17 protein-coding genes are annotated in these 17,358 nt (G+C 48.8%); 10 read left to right on the top strand and 7 right to left on the bottom strand.

Annotated elements, in window-relative coordinates; all coding sequences use genetic code 11:
• The first annotated feature begins 239 nt into the window (after positions 1–239).
• The 7 genes from BSPA111_RS13385 (at position 240) to BSPA111_RS13355 (ending at position 8,257) form a co-directional block, all read left to right on the top strand.
• Positions 240–887, top strand: a complete 648-nt coding sequence (locus tag BSPA111_RS13385; RefSeq protein ID WP_183271654.1) for a YchE family NAAT transporter — start codon at positions 240–242, stop codon at positions 885–887.
• A gap of 760 nt (positions 888–1,647) precedes the next feature.
• A complete protein-coding gene (oppA, locus tag BSPA111_RS13380) occupies positions 1,648–3,282 on the top strand; it encodes an oligopeptide ABC transporter substrate-binding protein OppA (RefSeq protein WP_183271653.1) in 1,635 nt (544 codons plus the stop codon).
• Positions 3,283–3,499: 217 nt separating this feature from the next.
• On the top strand, positions 3,500–4,420 hold the full coding sequence (oppB, locus tag BSPA111_RS13375) for an oligopeptide ABC transporter permease OppB (RefSeq protein WP_183271652.1): 921 nt from the start codon (positions 3,500–3,502) through the stop codon (positions 4,418–4,420).
• Between the two features lie 14 nt (positions 4,421–4,434).
• Positions 4,435–5,343 (top strand): oligopeptide ABC transporter permease OppC, encoded by a 909-nt coding sequence (gene oppC, locus BSPA111_RS13370; protein ID WP_183271651.1) that lies wholly within the window; start codon positions 4,435–4,437, stop codon positions 5,341–5,343.
• A gap of 11 nt (positions 5,344–5,354) precedes the next feature.
• Positions 5,355–6,368, top strand: a complete 1,014-nt coding sequence (locus BSPA111_RS13365) for an ABC transporter ATP-binding protein (RefSeq protein WP_183271650.1) — start codon at positions 5,355–5,357, stop codon at positions 6,366–6,368.
• Positions 6,365–7,369, top strand: coding sequence for a murein tripeptide/oligopeptide ABC transporter ATP binding protein OppF (gene oppF, locus BSPA111_RS13360; RefSeq protein ID WP_183271649.1), 1,005 nt, complete (start codon positions 6,365–6,367; stop codon positions 7,367–7,369). The genes BSPA111_RS13365 and oppF overlap by 4 nt, the downstream gene beginning before the upstream one ends.
• Before the next feature lie 15 nt (positions 7,370–7,384).
• Entirely contained in the window at positions 7,385–8,257 is an 873-nt protein-coding gene (locus BSPA111_RS13355; protein ID WP_183271648.1) for an ion transporter, read from the top strand.
• A gap of 56 nt (positions 8,258–8,313) precedes the next feature.
• Here BSPA111_RS13355 and BSPA111_RS13350 read toward each other — a convergent pair whose 3' ends face one another.
• Entirely contained in the window at positions 8,314–8,643 is a 330-nt protein-coding gene (locus tag BSPA111_RS13350; protein ID WP_034455830.1) for an HI1450 family dsDNA-mimic protein, read from the bottom strand.
• 37 nt (positions 8,644–8,680) lie between these two features.
• The gene (cls, locus tag BSPA111_RS13345) at positions 8,681–10,141 is read right to left on the bottom strand and encodes a cardiolipin synthase (RefSeq protein ID WP_183271647.1); all 1,461 of its coding nucleotides are present in this window, start codon (positions 10,139–10,141) and stop codon (positions 8,681–8,683) included.
• 174 nt (positions 10,142–10,315) lie between these two features.
• Between cls and BSPA111_RS13340 the strand changes: the two genes are divergently transcribed.
• Positions 10,316–10,498 (top strand): YciY family protein, encoded by a 183-nt coding sequence (locus tag BSPA111_RS13340; protein ID WP_183271646.1) that lies wholly within the window; start codon positions 10,316–10,318, stop codon positions 10,496–10,498.
• 121 nt (positions 10,499–10,619) lie between these two features.
• On the opposite strand, the gene BSPA111_RS13335 is transcribed toward BSPA111_RS13340, so the two are convergent.
• Together BSPA111_RS13335 and BSPA111_RS13330 are read right to left on the bottom strand one after the other, a co-directional pair.
• Positions 10,620–10,775 (bottom strand): hypothetical protein, encoded by a 156-nt coding sequence (locus BSPA111_RS13335; protein WP_183271645.1) that lies wholly within the window; start codon positions 10,773–10,775, stop codon positions 10,620–10,622.
• A 197-nt stretch (positions 10,776–10,972) separates the two neighbouring features.
• A complete protein-coding gene (locus tag BSPA111_RS13330; RefSeq protein WP_183271644.1) occupies positions 10,973–11,506 on the bottom strand; it encodes an anti-virulence regulator CigR family protein in 534 nt (177 codons plus the stop codon).
• Between the two features lie 214 nt (positions 11,507–11,720).
• On the opposite strand from BSPA111_RS13330, the gene BSPA111_RS13325 reads away from it, so the two are divergent.
• Positions 11,721–11,948 (top strand): hypothetical protein, encoded by a 228-nt coding sequence (locus BSPA111_RS13325; protein WP_183271643.1) that lies wholly within the window; start codon positions 11,721–11,723, stop codon positions 11,946–11,948.
• 230 nt (positions 11,949–12,178) lie between these two features.
• Here the strand turns inward: BSPA111_RS13325 and BSPA111_RS13320 are convergent, their stop codons facing one another.
• Positions 12,179–12,475 (bottom strand): YciI family protein, encoded by a 297-nt coding sequence (locus BSPA111_RS13320; RefSeq protein WP_183271642.1) that lies wholly within the window; start codon positions 12,473–12,475, stop codon positions 12,179–12,181.
• A 224-nt stretch (positions 12,476–12,699) separates the two neighbouring features.
• Between BSPA111_RS13320 and tonB the strand changes: the two genes are divergently transcribed.
• Complete coding sequence (gene tonB, locus BSPA111_RS13315; protein WP_183271975.1) at positions 12,700–13,413, top strand: TonB system transport protein TonB; 714 nt, start codon at positions 12,700–12,702, stop codon at positions 13,411–13,413.
• A 64-nt stretch (positions 13,414–13,477) separates the two neighbouring features.
• Here tonB and pqqU read toward each other — a convergent pair whose 3' ends face one another.
• Positions 13,478–15,598, bottom strand: a complete 2,121-nt coding sequence (pqqU, locus tag BSPA111_RS13310; RefSeq protein ID WP_183271641.1) for a TonB-dependent receptor PqqU — start codon at positions 15,596–15,598, stop codon at positions 13,478–13,480.
• A gap of 228 nt (positions 15,599–15,826) precedes the next feature.
• Positions 15,827–17,308: an L-asparagine permease gene (gene ansP, locus BSPA111_RS13305; RefSeq protein ID WP_183271640.1), complete on the bottom strand. Its 1,482-nt coding sequence runs from the start codon at positions 17,306–17,308 to the stop codon at positions 15,827–15,829.
• Positions 17,309–17,358 lie beyond the last annotated feature (50 nt).

The raw sequence follows: 17,358 nt of genomic DNA, 5'->3' as shown, positions 1-17,358 counted from the left end.
ATTATCTCAAGGCTGACTCCATTCAGCAGGGCAGATTCAGGTTGTTGATAAGTCTTTAAAATATTCGTCACAGCAAAGATAAAACAAACTACCATATTTTCAACAAGTGAGTAACAATATTGTTTAATATCGCAATTGCGTATAAAAGTAGTTATCTATGCTGCGAAAGGGCGTAGCGCCTGCAGTGGTTTTCCATTACATTACCGCGGCCTTTGCTACGTTCATTTGCGGAGTTTTTAGTGGCTCAATCCTTATTTGATTTGCCAACCTATTTTAAGTTCTTTATTGGATTGTTCGCTCTGGTAAACCCAGTAGGGATCATTCCCGTTTTTATCAGCATGACCAGCTATCAAACTGCGATAGCGAGGAATAAAACCAATCTAACTGCCAACCTTTCTGTCGCGATAATTTTGTGGACCTCGTTGTTTCTTGGCGACGGCATTCTGCAACTATTCGGCATATCAATAGATTCCTTCCGTATTGCTGGCGGCATCCTGGTGGTGACCATCGCGATGTCGATGATCAGCGGTAAACTCGGGGAAGATAAACAGAACAAACAAGAAAAATCAGAGAGCGCTATCCGCGAAAGCGTTGGCGTAGTCCCGTTAGCACTTCCATTAATGGCCGGTCCAGGTGCAATCAGTTCGACTATCGTCTGGGGCACGCGTTACCATAGCTGGAATTATTTAATCGGTTTTACGATTGCCATCGCACTCTTTGCTTTTTGCTGCTGGTTGGTTTTCCGCCTTGCGCCTTTCTTAGTGCGTCTGCTGGGGCAAACTGGCATTAACGTTATAACCCGTATTATGGGGCTGCTTCTGATGGCTCTGGGTATTGAATTTATTGTAACCGGTCTGAAAACTATCTTCCCCGGGTTATTAAGTTAGTTCTGCTGTAACTGGCAATTGAAAAAGCAGAATAACTATTCTGCTTTTTTTTTGTTAAATACCCACCAACTTGTTTGAAGCATTAGTGCTTCTGTCCTTTTCATCAGAAAATCATTCATAAGAAAAAGCTTTGGAAACTGCATATTAGCGACATGCGCTTTTGTCTGCTGTACACAAAACTCCCAATCAAATCGTTAATTAACTAACACTACACAATGATACTTGCTGTGGCTTTATTGAGATGATATTAGTTATTCACGCTGTCTTGCAGATGAATGTGCTAAAAAATAACCAATTGTTAATTTTTCGTGAACAATGAGACACCTTCATCACACCGCGAGATAACCAACCATCTTAATACTGCTATTTCTTTTATTTTTAGAGAGTTATCTCGGATAAATGAGCTGGCACAGGATCGTTCCAGACCGCATCCTGGATAGATAAAAGAGAAATGGTTAACAAATTTGCAAATTGTATTGGCGGGAGTTAGGTGCTTTTGATACTTTCCAGACAACACAATTATCTGAAAAATGTTTCATTTACAGATGACTCATAAAAATCAACCTGAGAACAGGGTGGGTTGATTAAGAATCGACGGAGCAGGGTGCCATAAAGAGCATCCCCCAAATAAAGTCGGTGATAGCAGGTAACACAAAATAAATCCTGGCAGTCGCATAACGCTCTTGCGCTGTTAAGGAACCCCAAAGGGGAAGAGGCTGGCTTTCGGGTCGGTAATTATAATGAGTGGAGTATCAACACAATGTCCATCATCACAAAAAAAAGTCTGGTTGCAGCAAGCATTTTAACCGCGCTAATTGTAGGCAATGTGGCCACGGCGGCCGAAGTTCCTGCAGGTGTCCAACTGTCAGAAAAGCAAACGTTGATTCGAAATAACGGTGCTGAGCCACAGTCTCTGGATCCAAATAAAATTGAAGGTGTTCCTGAATCAAACGTAAGCCGTGACCTGTTCGAAGGTCTGCTGATTACCTCTCCAAAAGATGGCCACCCAATTCCAGGTGTTGCAGAATCCTGGGACAACAAAGATTTTAAAGTGTGGACCTTCCATCTTCGTAAAGATGCTAAATGGTCTAACGGCGATCCAGTAACGGCACAAGATTTCGTTTATAGCTGGCAGCGTCTGGTTGATCCAAATACCGCTTCCCCGTATGCAAGCTATCCGCAATATGGTCATATCGTAAACGTTGATGAAATCATCGATGGCAAAAAGAAACCAAGTGAACTGGGCGTAAAAGCTATTGACGACCATACACTGGAAGTGACTTTGAGCGAGCCAGTTCCTTACTTCTACAAACTTCTGGTTAACCCGGCGATGTCCCCGGTGAATAAAACCGCCATTGAGAAGTTTGGTGAGAAGTGGACCCAGCCTGCGAACCTCGTTTCTAACGGCGCATATAAACTGAAAGACTGGGTTGTTAACGAACGTATCGTGATGGAGCGTAATACCAACTATTGGGATAACGCGAAAACTGTCATTGATCAGATTACCTATCTGCCAATCTCTTCTGAAGTTACCGACGTAAACCGCTACCGTAGCGGCGAAATCGACATGACTTATAACAACCTGCCGATCGAACTGTTCCAGAAGCTGAAAAAAGAAATTCCAGCTGAAGTTCACGTTGACCCGTATCTGTGTACTTATTACTACGAAATCAACAACCAGAAAGCTCCGTTTAACGATGCGCGTGTTCGTACCGCTCTGAAACTGGGTCTGGATCGCGACATTATCGTAAACAAAGTCAAAGCGCAGGGCGATCTGCCGGCTTATGGCTACACGCCTCCTTATGCTGACGGCGCTAAGCTGACTAAACCTGAGTGGTTCTCGTGGACTCAGGAAAAACGTAACGAAGAAGCTAAGAAATTGCTGGCTGAAGCGGGTTATAGCAAAGATAAACCGCTGACCTTTGACCTGCTGTACAACACATCTGATCTGCATAAAAAACTGGCTATCGCTGCTGCTTCTATCTGGCAGAAAAACCTCGGTGTGAACGTGAAGTTGGTCAACCAGGAATGGAAAACCTTCCTCGATACTCGTCACCAGGGTAACTACGATGTGGCACGTGCTGGCTGGTGTGCTGACTATAACGAACCAACGTCCTTCCTGAACACTATGCTGTCTGGCAGTTCAATGAACACCGCGCATTATAAGAGCCCGGCATTTGACGCCATCATGGCAGAATCGCTGAAAGCGACCGATGAAGCACAGCGCAGTGCTGCGTACGATAAAGCCGAACAACAGCTGGGCAAAGACTCTGCTATCGTTCCGGTTTATTACTACGTGAATGCTCGTCTGGTGAAACCATGGGTTGGCGGTTATACCGGCAAAGACCCGATGGACAATATCTATACTAAAGATATGTATATCATCAAACATTAATGGCAATTAGTGGGGCAAGTTTTTTCCGTCATACTTCACGCCGCAGATGCGTTATCTGCGCTCATTCACCCCAGTCACATAGTTTGGCTATGTTCCTGGGGATTCATGAGCTTGTTGCCTTTCTGCAACGTGAATTATTTAGGAAAAAAGGGGAGGGCTTGCCCCATCGTGTCTTATTTCATTACTACTTAAAGGCACACGCCAGAAGGTACGGGCAATGTTGAAATTTATTCTACGTCGTTGTCTGGAAGCAATTCCGACACTCTTTATTCTTATAACAATTTCATTCTTCATGATGCGTCTTGCGCCGGGTAGTCCATTTACCAGCGAACGCGCACTTCCGCCAGAGGTTATGGCGAACATTGAAGCTAAATACCATTTAAACGATCCGATCACGACACAGTACTTCAGTTATCTGAAGCAGCTGGCTCACGGTGATTTTGGCCCGTCATTTAAATATAAAGATTATTCAGTTAACGATCTGGTTGCTTCAAGCTTCCCTGTCTCTGCGAAATTAGGTGCAGCCGCATTTATCTTTGCCGTGGTTTTAGGGGTGTTAGCCGGAGTTATCGCCGCACTGAATCAAAATACCAAATGGGATTACGCCGTCATGGGGATCGCCATGACCGGGGTCGTTATCCCCAGTTTCGTGGTTGCCCCGTTACTGGTTCTGATATTTGCTATCACGCTTAAATGGTTGCCTGGCGGGGGCTGGAATGGTGGGGCGCCTCAATACATGATCCTGCCAATGGTTGCACTTTCATTAGCTTATATTGCGAGTATTGCACGTATTACTCGTGGTTCAATGATTGAAGTGCTGCACTCAAACTTCATCCGTACTGCTCGCGCCAAAGGGTTGCCAATGCGTCGCATTATTTTGCGCCACGCTTTGAAACCTGCTCTGTTACCTGTGCTGTCTTATTTAGGCCCGGCTTTTGTCGGTATCATCACAGGCTCGATGGTTATTGAAACCATTTACGGATTACCGGGTATTGGCCAATTGTTCGTAAACGGAGCGTTGAACCGTGACTATTCTCTGGTTCTGAGCCTCACCATTCTGGTAGGCGCGTTGACTATTCTCTTTAACGCGATTGTTGACGTGCTGTATGCCGTTATCGATCCGAAAATCCGTTACTGACACTGGAGTTCGCCATGATGTTGAGTAAGAAAAACAGCGAGGCGCTGGAAAACTTCAGTGAAAAACTTGAAGTAGAAGGCCGTAGCCTTTGGCAAGATGCGCGTCGCCGTTTTATGCATAACCGTGCTGCGGTGGCCAGTCTGATTGTTCTGGCACTCATCGCGCTATTCGTGACTTTTGCGCCGATGTTGTCGCAGTTTAGCTATTTTGATACCGACTGGGGAATGATGTCGGCAGCACCTGACATGGAGTCAGGGCACTACTTTGGCACCGACTCCTCTGGTCGTGACCTGTTAGTTCGGGTGGCAATCGGCGGACGTATTTCTCTGATGGTCGGTGTGGCTGCGGCGCTGGTTGCTGTGGTTGTAGGGACATTATACGGCTCGCTCGCGGGTTATCTGGGCGGTAAAACTGACTCAGTCATGATGCGTCTGCTGGAGATCCTCAACTCCTTCCCGTTCATGTTCTTCGTTATTTTACTTGTGACCTTCTTTGGGCAAAACATCCTGCTTATCTTTGTGGCAATCGGGATGGTTTCCTGGCTGGACATGGCGCGTATCGTTCGTGGACAAACCCTGAGCCTGAAGCGTAAAGAGTTTATCGAAGCAGCCCAGGTTGGCGGTGTTTCAACGTCGAATATCGTCGTGCGTCACATTGTGCCAAACGTGCTGGGGGTGGTTGTGGTGTATGCCTCGCTGCTGGTGCCGAGCATGATCTTGTTCGAATCCTTCCTGAGCTTCCTGGGTTTGGGTACGCAAGAGCCGTTAAGTAGCTGGGGCGCATTGCTGAGTGATGGTGCGAACTCGATGGAAGTTTCACCGTGGTTGCTGATGTTCCCGGCAGGCTTCCTCGTCATCACCCTGTTCTGTTTCAACTTTATCGGCGATGGCCTGCGTGATGCCCTCGACCCGAAAGATCGTTAAGGAGTGCCGCGATGAGCACAATTGAAAATCCTGCGGTGGTTACTCCACTGAGCCAGACTTCTACGTTGTTAGACGTAAAAGATCTGCGCGTCACCTTTGGTACGCCAGACGGTGATGTTACTGCGGTAAACGATCTGAACTTCAGCCTGCGTGCCGGTGAAACACTGGGTATCGTTGGGGAATCTGGTTCCGGTAAATCGCAAACAGCTTTTGCTTTAATGGGACTGCTGGCAGCGAATGGCCGTATCGGCGGGTCTGCTAAATTTAACGGTAAAGAGATCCTGAATCTGCCAGAGAACCAGCTTAACCGCCTGCGCGCGGAGCAGATTTCAATGATTTTTCAGGACCCAATGACCTCGCTAAACCCGTATATGCGTGTCGGCGAGCAGTTGATGGAAGTGCTGATGCTGCACAAGAAATTGGGCAAAGCAGAAGCGTTTGAAGAATCCGTTCGTATGCTTGATGCCGTGAAAATGCCTGAAGCCCGTAAGCGTATGCGGATGTTCCCGCATGAGTTTTCCGGTGGTATGCGTCAGCGTGTCATGATCGCGATGGCGCTGTTATGCCGTCCAAAACTGCTGATTGCAGATGAACCTACTACGGCGCTGGATGTAACCGTTCAGGCGCAAATCATGACACTGCTTAACGAGCTCAAACGTGAGTTCAATACAGCAATTATCATGATCACCCACGATCTCGGCGTGGTTGCTGGGATCTGCGACAAAGTGCTGGTGATGTATGCGGGTCGTACCATGGAATATGGTCAGGCTCGTGATGTGTTCTACAACCCGGTTCATCCTTATTCCATCGGTTTGCTCAATGCGGTCCCTCGACTTGATGCTGAAGGCGAATCTTTGCTGACCATTCCTGGCAACCCGCCGAACCTGCTGCGTCTACCAAAAGGCTGCCCGTTCCAGCCGCGTTGTCCGCACGCGATGGAAATCTGTAATAGCATGCCGCCTCTGGAACCTTTCGGTGAAGGCCGTTTGCGCGCTTGCTTTAAGCCAGTGGAGGAGTTGGTATGAACGCCGTGACACAAGAGAAAAAAGTCCTGCTGGAAATTGCCGACCTCAAAGTGCACTTTGACATCAAAGACGGCAAACAGTGGTTCTGGCAACCCTCCAAAACGTTGAAAGCCGTAGATGGTGTGACGCTGCGTTTATACGAAGGCGAAACGCTGGGTGTAGTAGGGGAATCAGGTTGCGGCAAATCGACGTTTGCCCGTGCCATTATCGGCCTGGTCAAAGCAACTGAAGGCCGTGTGGCGTGGTTGGGTAAAGATTTGCTGGGGATGAATCAGGACGAGTGGCGCAATGTGCGTAGCGATATCCAGATGATTTTCCAGGATCCTTTAGCCTCATTAAACCCGCGTATGAACATCGGCGATATTATTGCTGAACCATTGCGTACCTATCATCCTAAAATGCCGCGTCAGGAAGTTCGTGACCGCGTAAAAGCGATGATGATGAAAGTGGGCTTGTTGCCAAACCTGATTAACCGTTACCCACACGAGTTTTCAGGGGGCCAATGCCAGCGTATCGGGATTGCTCGCGCACTGATCCTTGAGCCTAAACTGATTATCTGTGACGAACCGGTTTCAGCGCTCGACGTGTCGATTCAAGCGCAGGTGGTCAACCTGCTGCAAAAATTGCAACGTGAAATGGGGTTGTCGCTTATCTTCATCGCCCACGATCTGGCTGTGGTAAAACACATTTCAGACCGCGTGCTGGTGATGTATCTGGGACATGCGGTGGAGTTGGGTACCTATGACGAGGTGTACCATAATCCGTTGCACCCTTATACCAAAGCATTGATGTCTGCGGTCCCCATTCCCGATCCCGATTTGGAAAGAAACAAAACGATACAACTTCTCGAAGGGGAGTTACCGTCGCCAATAAATCCGCCATCAGGCTGTGTTTTCCGCACCCGCTGCCCAATTGCTGGGCCGGAATGTGCGATAACTCGCCCGGTGCTGGAGGGCAGCTTCAAGCATGCGGTTTCCTGTCTGAAGGTAGACCCGCTATAATCTCGCAGGGCTGGCATGATGCCAGCCCTTTTAGTTTGTGAGGTTACTTTGCCCGTGCTTATTTGTTCCACCCGTAAGCGGATGTACCACCTTCTCTTTGATCAAAAAACACGCTCAGGCCGACGCTTTGAAGCGTTATGCGGGTTATTCGCTTTACTCAGTGTGATTGCTGTTTTTGTCGAGTCCGGACTCGGGACGCAATATCATCTGAACTATGATCAATGGCAAGTATTTGTCGCACTGGAAATTGGTTTCACGCTGTTGTTCACGCTGGAATATATTCTGCGAGTGCTTTGCTGGCCTGAACCCAGGAAATATGTCTTTAGTTTTTGGGGTTTCATCGATCTGGCGACAATTTTGCCGCTATACGTGTTGTGGCTGTGGCCTGAAATAGGCGTCAATTATGTCTTTGCGTGGCGTGCAATGCGTGCGATACGCGTGCTGCGAATTCTCAAACTGCTGCGCTACATGCCGACACTGCATACGTTATGGCAGGCGATTCTTAATGCCCGGCACCAGTTGATTCTTTTCTACTCCTTTATTCTTATTGTGATGGTCGTTGCTGGCGGCTTGATGTATGGCATCGAAGGACCGCCAAACGGCTTTAGCAATTTGGGGACGTCGGTGTACTGGGCTGTCGTCACGGTGACGACAGTGGGGTATGGCGATATTACTCCGCATACCGGAGCGGGCCGAATGGTTGCCTCAATTCTTATCTTGATTGGTTACTCGGTCATCGCTATCCCAACGGGGATTATTACAGCGCATATGACGAATGAGTTTCAGAAACAGCGGAATGCCCGTTTGTGCTCTCGCTGCCATAAGGGCGATCACGACATGGAAGCACGTTTCTGCAAATCCTGCGGGAGCGTGTTGCCGAAGTTATAGGATTGATAAGTGAAAAGGGCAGCCTTACGCTGCCCTGATGCTTAAAGTCTGCGAACTTATTCGCGCCAGAGAATATGGCAAAGTTTATGGTCTTTCTCACGGCACAACAGTACACGTGCGAAGATGTCATTGATTTCCCCGCCGTCGGTATCCGCAAGGCCTATAACCACTTCAGCAAAGAAATCTGGGTTCAGGTCGAAATCCACATGTTCCTGCCAATCTTCGGCTGGGTCAAAAAGCTCAGCACCGCCACGCTCTTCAAATTGCAGATTAAACAAAATCACATCTGCCGGATCGAGGTTATCGACCGCCAGCTCGAGAAAAATATCGTAAGCCTGCTCGAGAGTTTCATCTTCTGTCAGGCGATTGTTCAGATCCATTTCCATGTTTATTTCCACTTATCGAGTGCGATAGCGCCACGTTTTACAGCAACGGGCTAAAGAAGTAAAACAGTCGCTCTACTACACGCTGCCACATTGGGCGCTTAACCCACAAACGCGGGTCCAGTAAGCGAGAGCGGGATATATAGTCGTCCTGAACCGCAGCAAGATCGCTGGCAAAACCGGAGTCATCAATAACCAAAGTTATCTCGAAATTCAGCCACAAGCTGCGCATGTCCAGATTCACAGTACCGACTAAACTCAATTGTCCATCAACCAGCACGCTCTTGGTATGGAGCAAACCGCCTTCGAACTGATAAATCTTCACCCCTGCGGCAAGCAACTCAGTAAAGAAGGCGCGGCTGGCCCAGCCCACCAGTAGTGAGTCATTCTTACGTGGAACGATAATACTCACGTCGACGCCACGTTGCGCCGCGGTGCAAATGGCATGGAGCAAGTCGTCACTTGGCACAAAGTAAGGGGTCGTCATTATCAGATATTCACGCGCCGCATAAACCGACGTCAGAAGCGCCTGATGAATCAGGTCTTCAGGGAATCCAGGACCTGAAGCAATGGTGTGAATCGTGTGCCCAGTGGCTTCTTCAAAAGGCATAATATTTGTATCTGGGGCAGGCGGTAAAATACGTTTACCGGTTTCTATCTCCCAGTCACAGGAGTACACAATCCCCATCGCGGTGGCGACAGGGCCTTCCATTCGGGCCATTAAATCGACCCATTGCCCGACGCCGGCATCTTGTTTAAAGAAGCGCGGATCAACCAGGTTCATACTGCCGGTATAAGCGATGTAATTATCGATCATCACCATTTTACGATGCTGGCGTAAATCCATGCGGCGCAGGAACACACGCATAAGATTAACTTTCAGCGCTTCGACCACTTCCACGCCCGCGTTACGCATCATGTTTGCCCAGGGGCTGCGGAAGAATGCGACACTCCCCGCCGAGTCCAACAGCAAGCGGCAATGAATACCACGACGCGCGGCAGCCATCAGCGATTCGGCGACTTGATCGGCTAAACCACCGGGTTGCCAGATATAAAACACCATCTCGATGTTATGGCGGGCCAGTTGAATATCACGAATCAGCGCATGCATCGTTTCATCAGACGTAGTGAGCAACTGGAGCTGGTTGCCTTTTACACCGCCAATCCCCTGACGGCGTTCACACAGTTGAAACAGTGACGTTGCGACTTCACTGTTTTCTTCGGCAAAAATATGTTTGCAGCTTTTAAGGTCGTTTAACCACTTGGCCGTTGAAGGCCACATGGCGCGCGCACGCTCTGCACGGCGTTTGCCCAGATGCAATTCGCCAAACGAGAGATAGGCAATGATTCCGACAAGCGGAAGAATATAAATGATAAGAAGCCATGCCATGGCTGAAGGAACTGCACGACGCTTCATCAAAATTCGCAGCGTCACGCCGGCTATTAAAAGCCAGTAACCTAAAATTATCAGCCAACTAAAGACTGTATAGAAGGTTGTCATCGTTCAAAAATCCTTTAGAAACCGTATGCTTTTGAGTTTACGCACAACAGCCACCGGTTGACACTAAAACTATACCCAAAATAATTTGAGTTGCAGGACTAATCGTAAAACGACTGGTCTGTAGGGCAGAAGGCTCTATAATGGCGCGTCTTACATGCAACCAGAGTCGTAAAAATGAGGCGTAGTAGAACTGAGGTCGGACGGTGGCGTATGCTTCGTCAGACGCAACGGCGCAGATCGCGTTGGCTGGAAGGTCAGTCACGCCGCAACATGCGAATTCACGCCATCAGAAAGTGCCAGGCAAACCGCGCGCGTAATTCCTTGTTGTTTGCCATTCACGATCAATGGGCGTCGTAATATCAGGGCACCGCTTGCGGTGCCCAGTAACGTCCAAACGTTTTAGCCATCCGTCATAGCCGTGCTGATAAGCTGATTTACCGACTGAATGGGAAGATGTGAGCAGGGGGCAAAACGGAGTTTATGAGAAGTGCATTGCCAGTAAAATAATGAGCACTGTTACCAAAGCCACTGCAACAATCACCAGAGGATGGCTGGCCAGCCAGCTGTTCCAGCGAGCTTCCTGATTACCCACCGACTGCTTATGCCGCTCATAAGACTCATCAAAAAGATCCATCAAAACTCCTGATCATTTCAAATACACTACGAAAAATTGCTCTGAGGTTATCACTGTCATCGAGTGATGGGAAAGGGGTGAAGTGTCCAAAAATCATCATCTCCAGATTGATACTGGAAGAAATGGAAAACATAAAAAAGGCACATCCCGTGCTTCAAAAAGCCCTGCAGATACAGGGCTCACTGAGGTGGGATCTATTAATCGAAAACATCGTTAATGATGGAAGTGACAATGGCCGTGCTTAAAGCAATAAGCACCAAATCATTACCAACGGCTCGCCATTCATAGCCAGGGTAATATGGTAAATCGTTAATCATTGATGCTGGCAAAGTTTTTTTAGCAATACCTGGAGGCAATGGTTTACCACGCGCTAAATTTTTAGCGATACCCGGAGGAAGCGCCTGATATCCAACAAGGCCATAATTCACAGCAAGGGATCGAGCGCGAGAGAAGTTGATATCAGAGTCGACATGGTCTGGTTTACCGTAGTTCTTGCGGCTTCCATGATCCTCATTCGACTTTTCGTTACCCTGACCTTTATTGCCATGGTCCGCGCTCTTACCGCTGTTGCCATGGTTAGCACTATTACCGTTATTACCGTGATTTCCACCGCCATTGCCTTGCCCGCCACCTCCATTACCGTTACCTGGGTTTGCAAAAACGGGTGCAGCAAGGATACTGAGAGATATAACCGCCGCAAGTGCAGTTTTGAGAGTGCGACGCTTAAACATGATGTTTATTCCTTTAGTGTAAATAGACAATTTGAAGATATGGCAAGGTTATAACCTTAACAATCTCATGATTTCCTATTTTTACATGAATTGCGTAAATCTCATCTTTGTGCGTTCTGTTACGCAAATCGTGAGCCATAACCCTGTATGAGAACGCAGGACGTGGTTAATAGATAACTTCGCCAGATATCAGGCTTATCTAACAGGATGCGGTATGGAAAATTACGCCAACAAAAGCGGTGATTCACAGGTCGTCAGCTTCCAGATTGATGCCAACTCGATAAAAGTCCGTTTTAAAAATAATCACGTCTATCTCTACGATATCTTCCACCCTGGGCCAGAACATCTGGAAAAAATGAAAGAGCTGGCACGCGCCGGGTGGGGTCTGAATACCTATATCGAAAGTGAAGTAAAAAACGATTTTTCATCAAAGGTATTTTAAACTTCAATTCTTGGCCTGGGGCGACTGAGAGCCAGTCTCCCCAATATCGTCACGAGATTGGATTTGAGTGAAGCGTCTGCATACAACCACCTCCAGATTGATACTGGAAGTATAGGAAATCATAAAAAAGGCACTTCAAAATACAATGTGTATTTATTTGTGCCCTTTATGAATTGATATTTTGAGGGTTTTTAATTCAATATGTTGATTTTATTGAATTTTCAAATCTATTAGAAAACTTTTTTGTATGGCTTGATCGCCACATGCTTATAAACACCGGCGGCATTATAAGGATCAGCATCGGCCCAGGCTTGAGCCTCTTCCAGCGATGTAAACTCTGCAATCACCGTTGAGCCGGTAAAACCCGCCGCACCAGGATCATTACTGTCAACGGCAGGCATTGGCCCTGCGGTTAACAGACGACCTTCATCGCGCAGTAATTGTAGACGAGCCAAATGGGCAGGGCGCACAGCTAGCCGCTTTTCGAGAGAGTCGGCATTATCTTCCGCATAAATGACATACAGCACGTGCAGCACTCCTTATTGATATGAGGTATGTAAAATACGGTAAGTGAATGGCGCTAAGACTGCAATTGAAAGATAAACAAGATGTTAAATCGTGGTCACGAATGAGGGAATTTCACCCAGCCGTCAGTAAAATGCGTCACTTTATTCGATGCGTTGTTGAATATGATTGCTATTTGCATTTAAAATTGACGCCTGTTTAAGAGACCTAAGCCATTATGACGTCAATGACCCTTGATTTACCTCGCCGCTTTCCATGGCCGACCGCACTTTCGGTTGTGCTACATGGTGCTGTTGTCGCGGGGTTGCTCTACACCTCGGTACATCAGGTTATTGAGTTGCCAGCACCCGCACAACCTATCAGCGTCACTATGGTGGCACCTGCTGAGTTGGAACCTCCACAACCTGAAGTTGTGCAGCCACCACCAGAGCCAGTAGTGGAACCTGAACCGATTCCCGAGCCGCCGAAAGAGGCACCGGTTGTTATTCAAAAGCCAGAGCCAAAACCGAAACCGAAGCCAAAACCAAAGCCGGTGAAAAAGGTTGAGCAGCCGAAGCGTGAAGCTCAGCCGGTTGAACCGCGCCCGACAGCGCCGGTAACCAATACGGCGCCAGCACGTCCAGCTCCGGTTGCCAAGACTGCGCCAGTGGCGTCGACCGCTCCGGTGGCGACAGGGCCGCGTGCGCTTAGCCGAAATTCACCTCAGTATCCGGCTCGTGCACATGCGTTACGCATTGAAGGTAAAGTGCGAGTGAAGTTTGATGTTGGCCCGGATGGTAGCGTGAGTAACGTGAGTATCCTCTCCGCACAGCCCGCCAACATGTTTGAGCGTGAAGTGAAAATGGCGATGAAAAAATGGCGCTACGAAAGCGGTAAGCCAGGCCAGGGTTTAATTGTCAACGTGGTGTTCAAGCTTAACGGCGGCGCAACGATGGAGTAATCGAACTCCTTTACTGAATAAAAAACGGAACCCCAGGGTTCCGTTTTTTGTATTTAAAATATGCTTACAGGAAGGTGTAACTCAAATTCACTCCCACGCCGTAATTGCGTCCCGGAGCAGGTTCGAAGTATCGGCCGTTACTTTCATTTACGATGACAGAACCCACATATTCCCTATCGAATAAGTTATCGACACGCCCCCACACATCCAACATCCAGCGTTCCTGGATACGCAGCTTATAACCACTGTTCAGTGAGGCAACCGTATAAGCGGGTGCCTGGGCAGTATTCTCATCATTGGCTTGAATATCACTCATATAACGAACGTCTGCACCGGCATAGAACCCCTCTGGTGGTGCATATTCAAGTGATGCGTATCCCATGTTACGCGCAATACCCGGGAGACGATTCCCCTCGCAATGGTCATCACCACACGCGTTGCTGCGATACGTTGCATCCAGATAGGTCCACGCCATTTTGATACGCCAGTCATAGCCAAGCTGGCTATCGGCGGATAGCTCCATGCCCCGGCGTCGCGTTTCACCGGCATTTTTATAGGTCGTGCGTCCGCCGCTACTTTGGTCGGCGACAATCTCGTCGTCGGTGTCGGTCTGGAATAGCGCTGCCGTCAACAGGCTGTTACCGAAACGGGTTTTGCTGCCGACTTCCACGGTATCGCTGGTGGCCGGTTTTAAGCCAAAATTCAAACCGGATTGGCCGTTATCACGATACGAGAGTTCGTTGATGGTCGGTGTTTCAAAGCCGCGTCCCGCCGATGTGTAAACATTCCACGCGTCAGTGATTGCATATTTCAGCGCGGCGGCTGGCAGCCATTTGTGATAGCTCGCATCGCCGCTGTCATCGCCATTCAACGCGGTGATGTATTCATCATTGGAGTCGAAGTAAACCGAGCTAAAGCGTAAACCTGCATCCAGACTCAACTTATTGGTAAGCTGCCATGCAGTTTGTAGGTAAGGGTCAACGTTCCACATCAGATTGCGTTCGTCACGGCGCAAATCGCCTTTCTCACCCAAAACCGTGGTGCCGTTTTCCACCACAAAGTTTTCATAACCTTTGCGCTTTTCTGACAGCGTTTCGTAATCAACACCAGTGGTAAACATCACCGGGACGGATAGCAGATTGCCACGGTGCGTCCAGCGTGAATCGATCCCTTGATAATGGCGTGAAAGCTCGATAACGCCACCCGGATGTGTTGGCTTTAACTGCGGAGCGACGGGTATGGATTGGTATTGCGTGGTTTCTCGCACGCCCGCATAGGTCATGATACTGAGATCATCGTTAGCCGAAAGCTGCCGATCATAACGCAGTCCAGCCTGGGTCTGTTTAGTCGTCTTGCGTGTATTGTATTGCTCAGCGCGGGGTGCCTGAGTCGGGTTGTCATGCCATTCCTGTTCGGTTAAACCGCCCGGATCGTTGGCATCAATATCGACACTATTGAGCATCAGCGTGAGTTTACTGGCTTCGTTAAGCCGCACGCCTAGTTTGGCGTTACCCAGATTTTTTTGTGCGCTGCTATGGTCACGATAACCCTGCGTGGTAAAGCGTGAAGCAGAAACGGCGTAATCGACATCGCCGGCCTGGGTGCCGTCGCCCGTCGCGCCTGTGGCTTTTATACTGTTGCGCCAGCTTCCGAAACTGCCGTAATAACTACTGGCTTCAAAGGTCGGTGGCTGTGTGCCAGTGGTGGTGGTGACATTCATCACGCCGCCGGAGGCATTTCCGTACAACGCAGAGAAAGGGCCGCGTAAAATCTCAACGCTTTCAACGCTGTTTAAATCGATATTCGAGGTTTGGCCTTGCCCGTCGGGCATCGTGGCGGGAATACCGTCCACATACATCCGTATTCCGCGCACGCCATAAGTTGAGCGCGATCCGAATCCACGAATCGAAAGCTGTAAATCTTGCGCATAGTTCTGGCGATTCTGGACTTGCAGTCCAGGTACGCTGCTTAGACTTTCTGAAAGATTGATACGTGGAGCGGCCTGGCGCATATCGTCGCCATTAACGACACTCACTGCTGCCGGCGTATCCAGCTCGGAAATCGTACCTTGCGTGGCGGTGACGACCATCGTGTCTTCTGTCGCAAGCGCAGGAAGGGCAAAAGACGACAGCGCCGGGACAAGTATCAGTGGAAGGGAAATCTTTCCATGTTGCACAATTTTCATCAGACATTTTCACAGGTGGGAGCATTTACGCTCCAGACGAACCATCTGGAACATTCAAGATCATATGTTAATACTTGTGATGAATGTTTGAAAAGTGTTAACGGCACATAACGTTAATGCTACGGCGATTTATGGCAAGAAGGGTTGGTGAGAAACAGTTGCTGGGCAGTGAAGGGTTAAAAGATAGCCACCACTGAGCGTGTGGCTATCTTTTTCAAACAAAATGACTTAACGCTTATCGGTTAACGTTGTGCTTTCTTCATGGTGGAGATGCACCTGGTTGGCAATTTCGTGTACACGTTTACGAACACCAAACCAGCCCAGCACCAGTACCAAAGCAATCAGCGGAATAGAAGCAATGGTGTACGTTCCGTTCGGGTAATCAAAACCCATCAGCACCAACACGCTAAACAGGAATAGCAGCGTCAGCCATGATGTGAACGGCGCACCGGGTAATTTAAAGCTGACGTCTGCCGCTTTGCCTTCTTTAATGGCTTTGCGTAAACGCAGCTGGCAAATCACGATAAATGCCCAGGAAGAGATAATACCCAGCGACGCAATGTTTAGAACGATTTCGAACACTTGCGAAGGCACCAGGTAATTCAGCAGCACGCCAAACACGTATACGCCAAGCGTAACCAGAATCCCGGCGTAAGGAACTTGTTGCTTGCTCATCTTCGACATGAATTTAGGTGCTGAACCGCCCATCGACATCGAACGCAGAATGCGTCCGGTGGAATAGAGGCCAGAGTTGAGGCTGGAAAGAGCAGCACTCAGTACCACCATGTTCATGATGTCGCCAATGTATGGCACGCCGAGTTTTGAGAAAAATGTCACAAACGGGCTTTGTCCCGCTTGATAGGCATTCCACGGCAACAGCAGCACCAGTAAAACCACTGAACCCACGTAAAACAGACCGATACGCCAGATAACGCTGTTAATGGCTTTCGGCACCATCGTTTGCGGGTCTTTACATTCACCCGCAGCCGTCCCCACCAGTTCGATCGACGCGAAGGCAAAGACGACACCTTGCACAAGAACCAATGCGGGGAGCAAACCATGTGGGAAGAGGCCGCCGTTATCCGTGATTAAGTGGAAGCCCGTCGTGTTGCCATCAAGCATTTTACCGCTGCCGAGGAAAATCGTACCGACAACCAAAAAGACCACGATGGCGAGGACTTTGATTAATGCGAACCAGAACTCCATTTCGGCGAACCATTTCACGCCAATCATGTTCATGGTGCCGACAATCCCCAGCGCACAAAGGGCAAAGACCCATTGCGGCACATCACCGAATGCGCCCCAGTAGTGCATGTAAAGCGCGACGGCGGTGATATCGACAATGCCGGTCATTGCCCAGTTGACGAAGTACATCCAACCCGCAACATAAGAGGCTTTTTCGCCCAGAAACTCGCGGGCGTAAGAGACAAAGCTGCCGCTCGACGGGCGGTGCAGCACCAATTCACCTAGCGCACGTAAAATGAAGAATGAAAAGATCCCGCACACCAGATACACCAGTGCTAATGCGGGGCCAGCCATTTGCAGTCGCGCGCCTGCACCTAAAAAGAGGCCGGTGCCAATGGCTCCGCCGATGGCAATCATCTGAACCTGACGGTTGCCCATCGCTTTGTGATACCCGGAATCGTGAGAATTCAGCCAGCGCCGTTTAGCCGCGTGCTTTTCCACTTCCGTTTTATGTAGTGTTTGCATTGTGGTCCCTGTCGTGTTGTTAAAAAGATACCCACCGTTTTGCCTGGCTT

It is taken from the genome of Buttiauxella sp. A111 (assembly GCF_014189855.1).
In the GTDB taxonomy this organism is placed as follows: Bacteria; Pseudomonadota; Gammaproteobacteria; order Enterobacterales; family Enterobacteriaceae; genus Buttiauxella; species Buttiauxella selenatireducens.
Note: the sequence above shows the minus strand (reverse complement) of the source record. Positions and strands in the feature narration are given on the sequence as shown.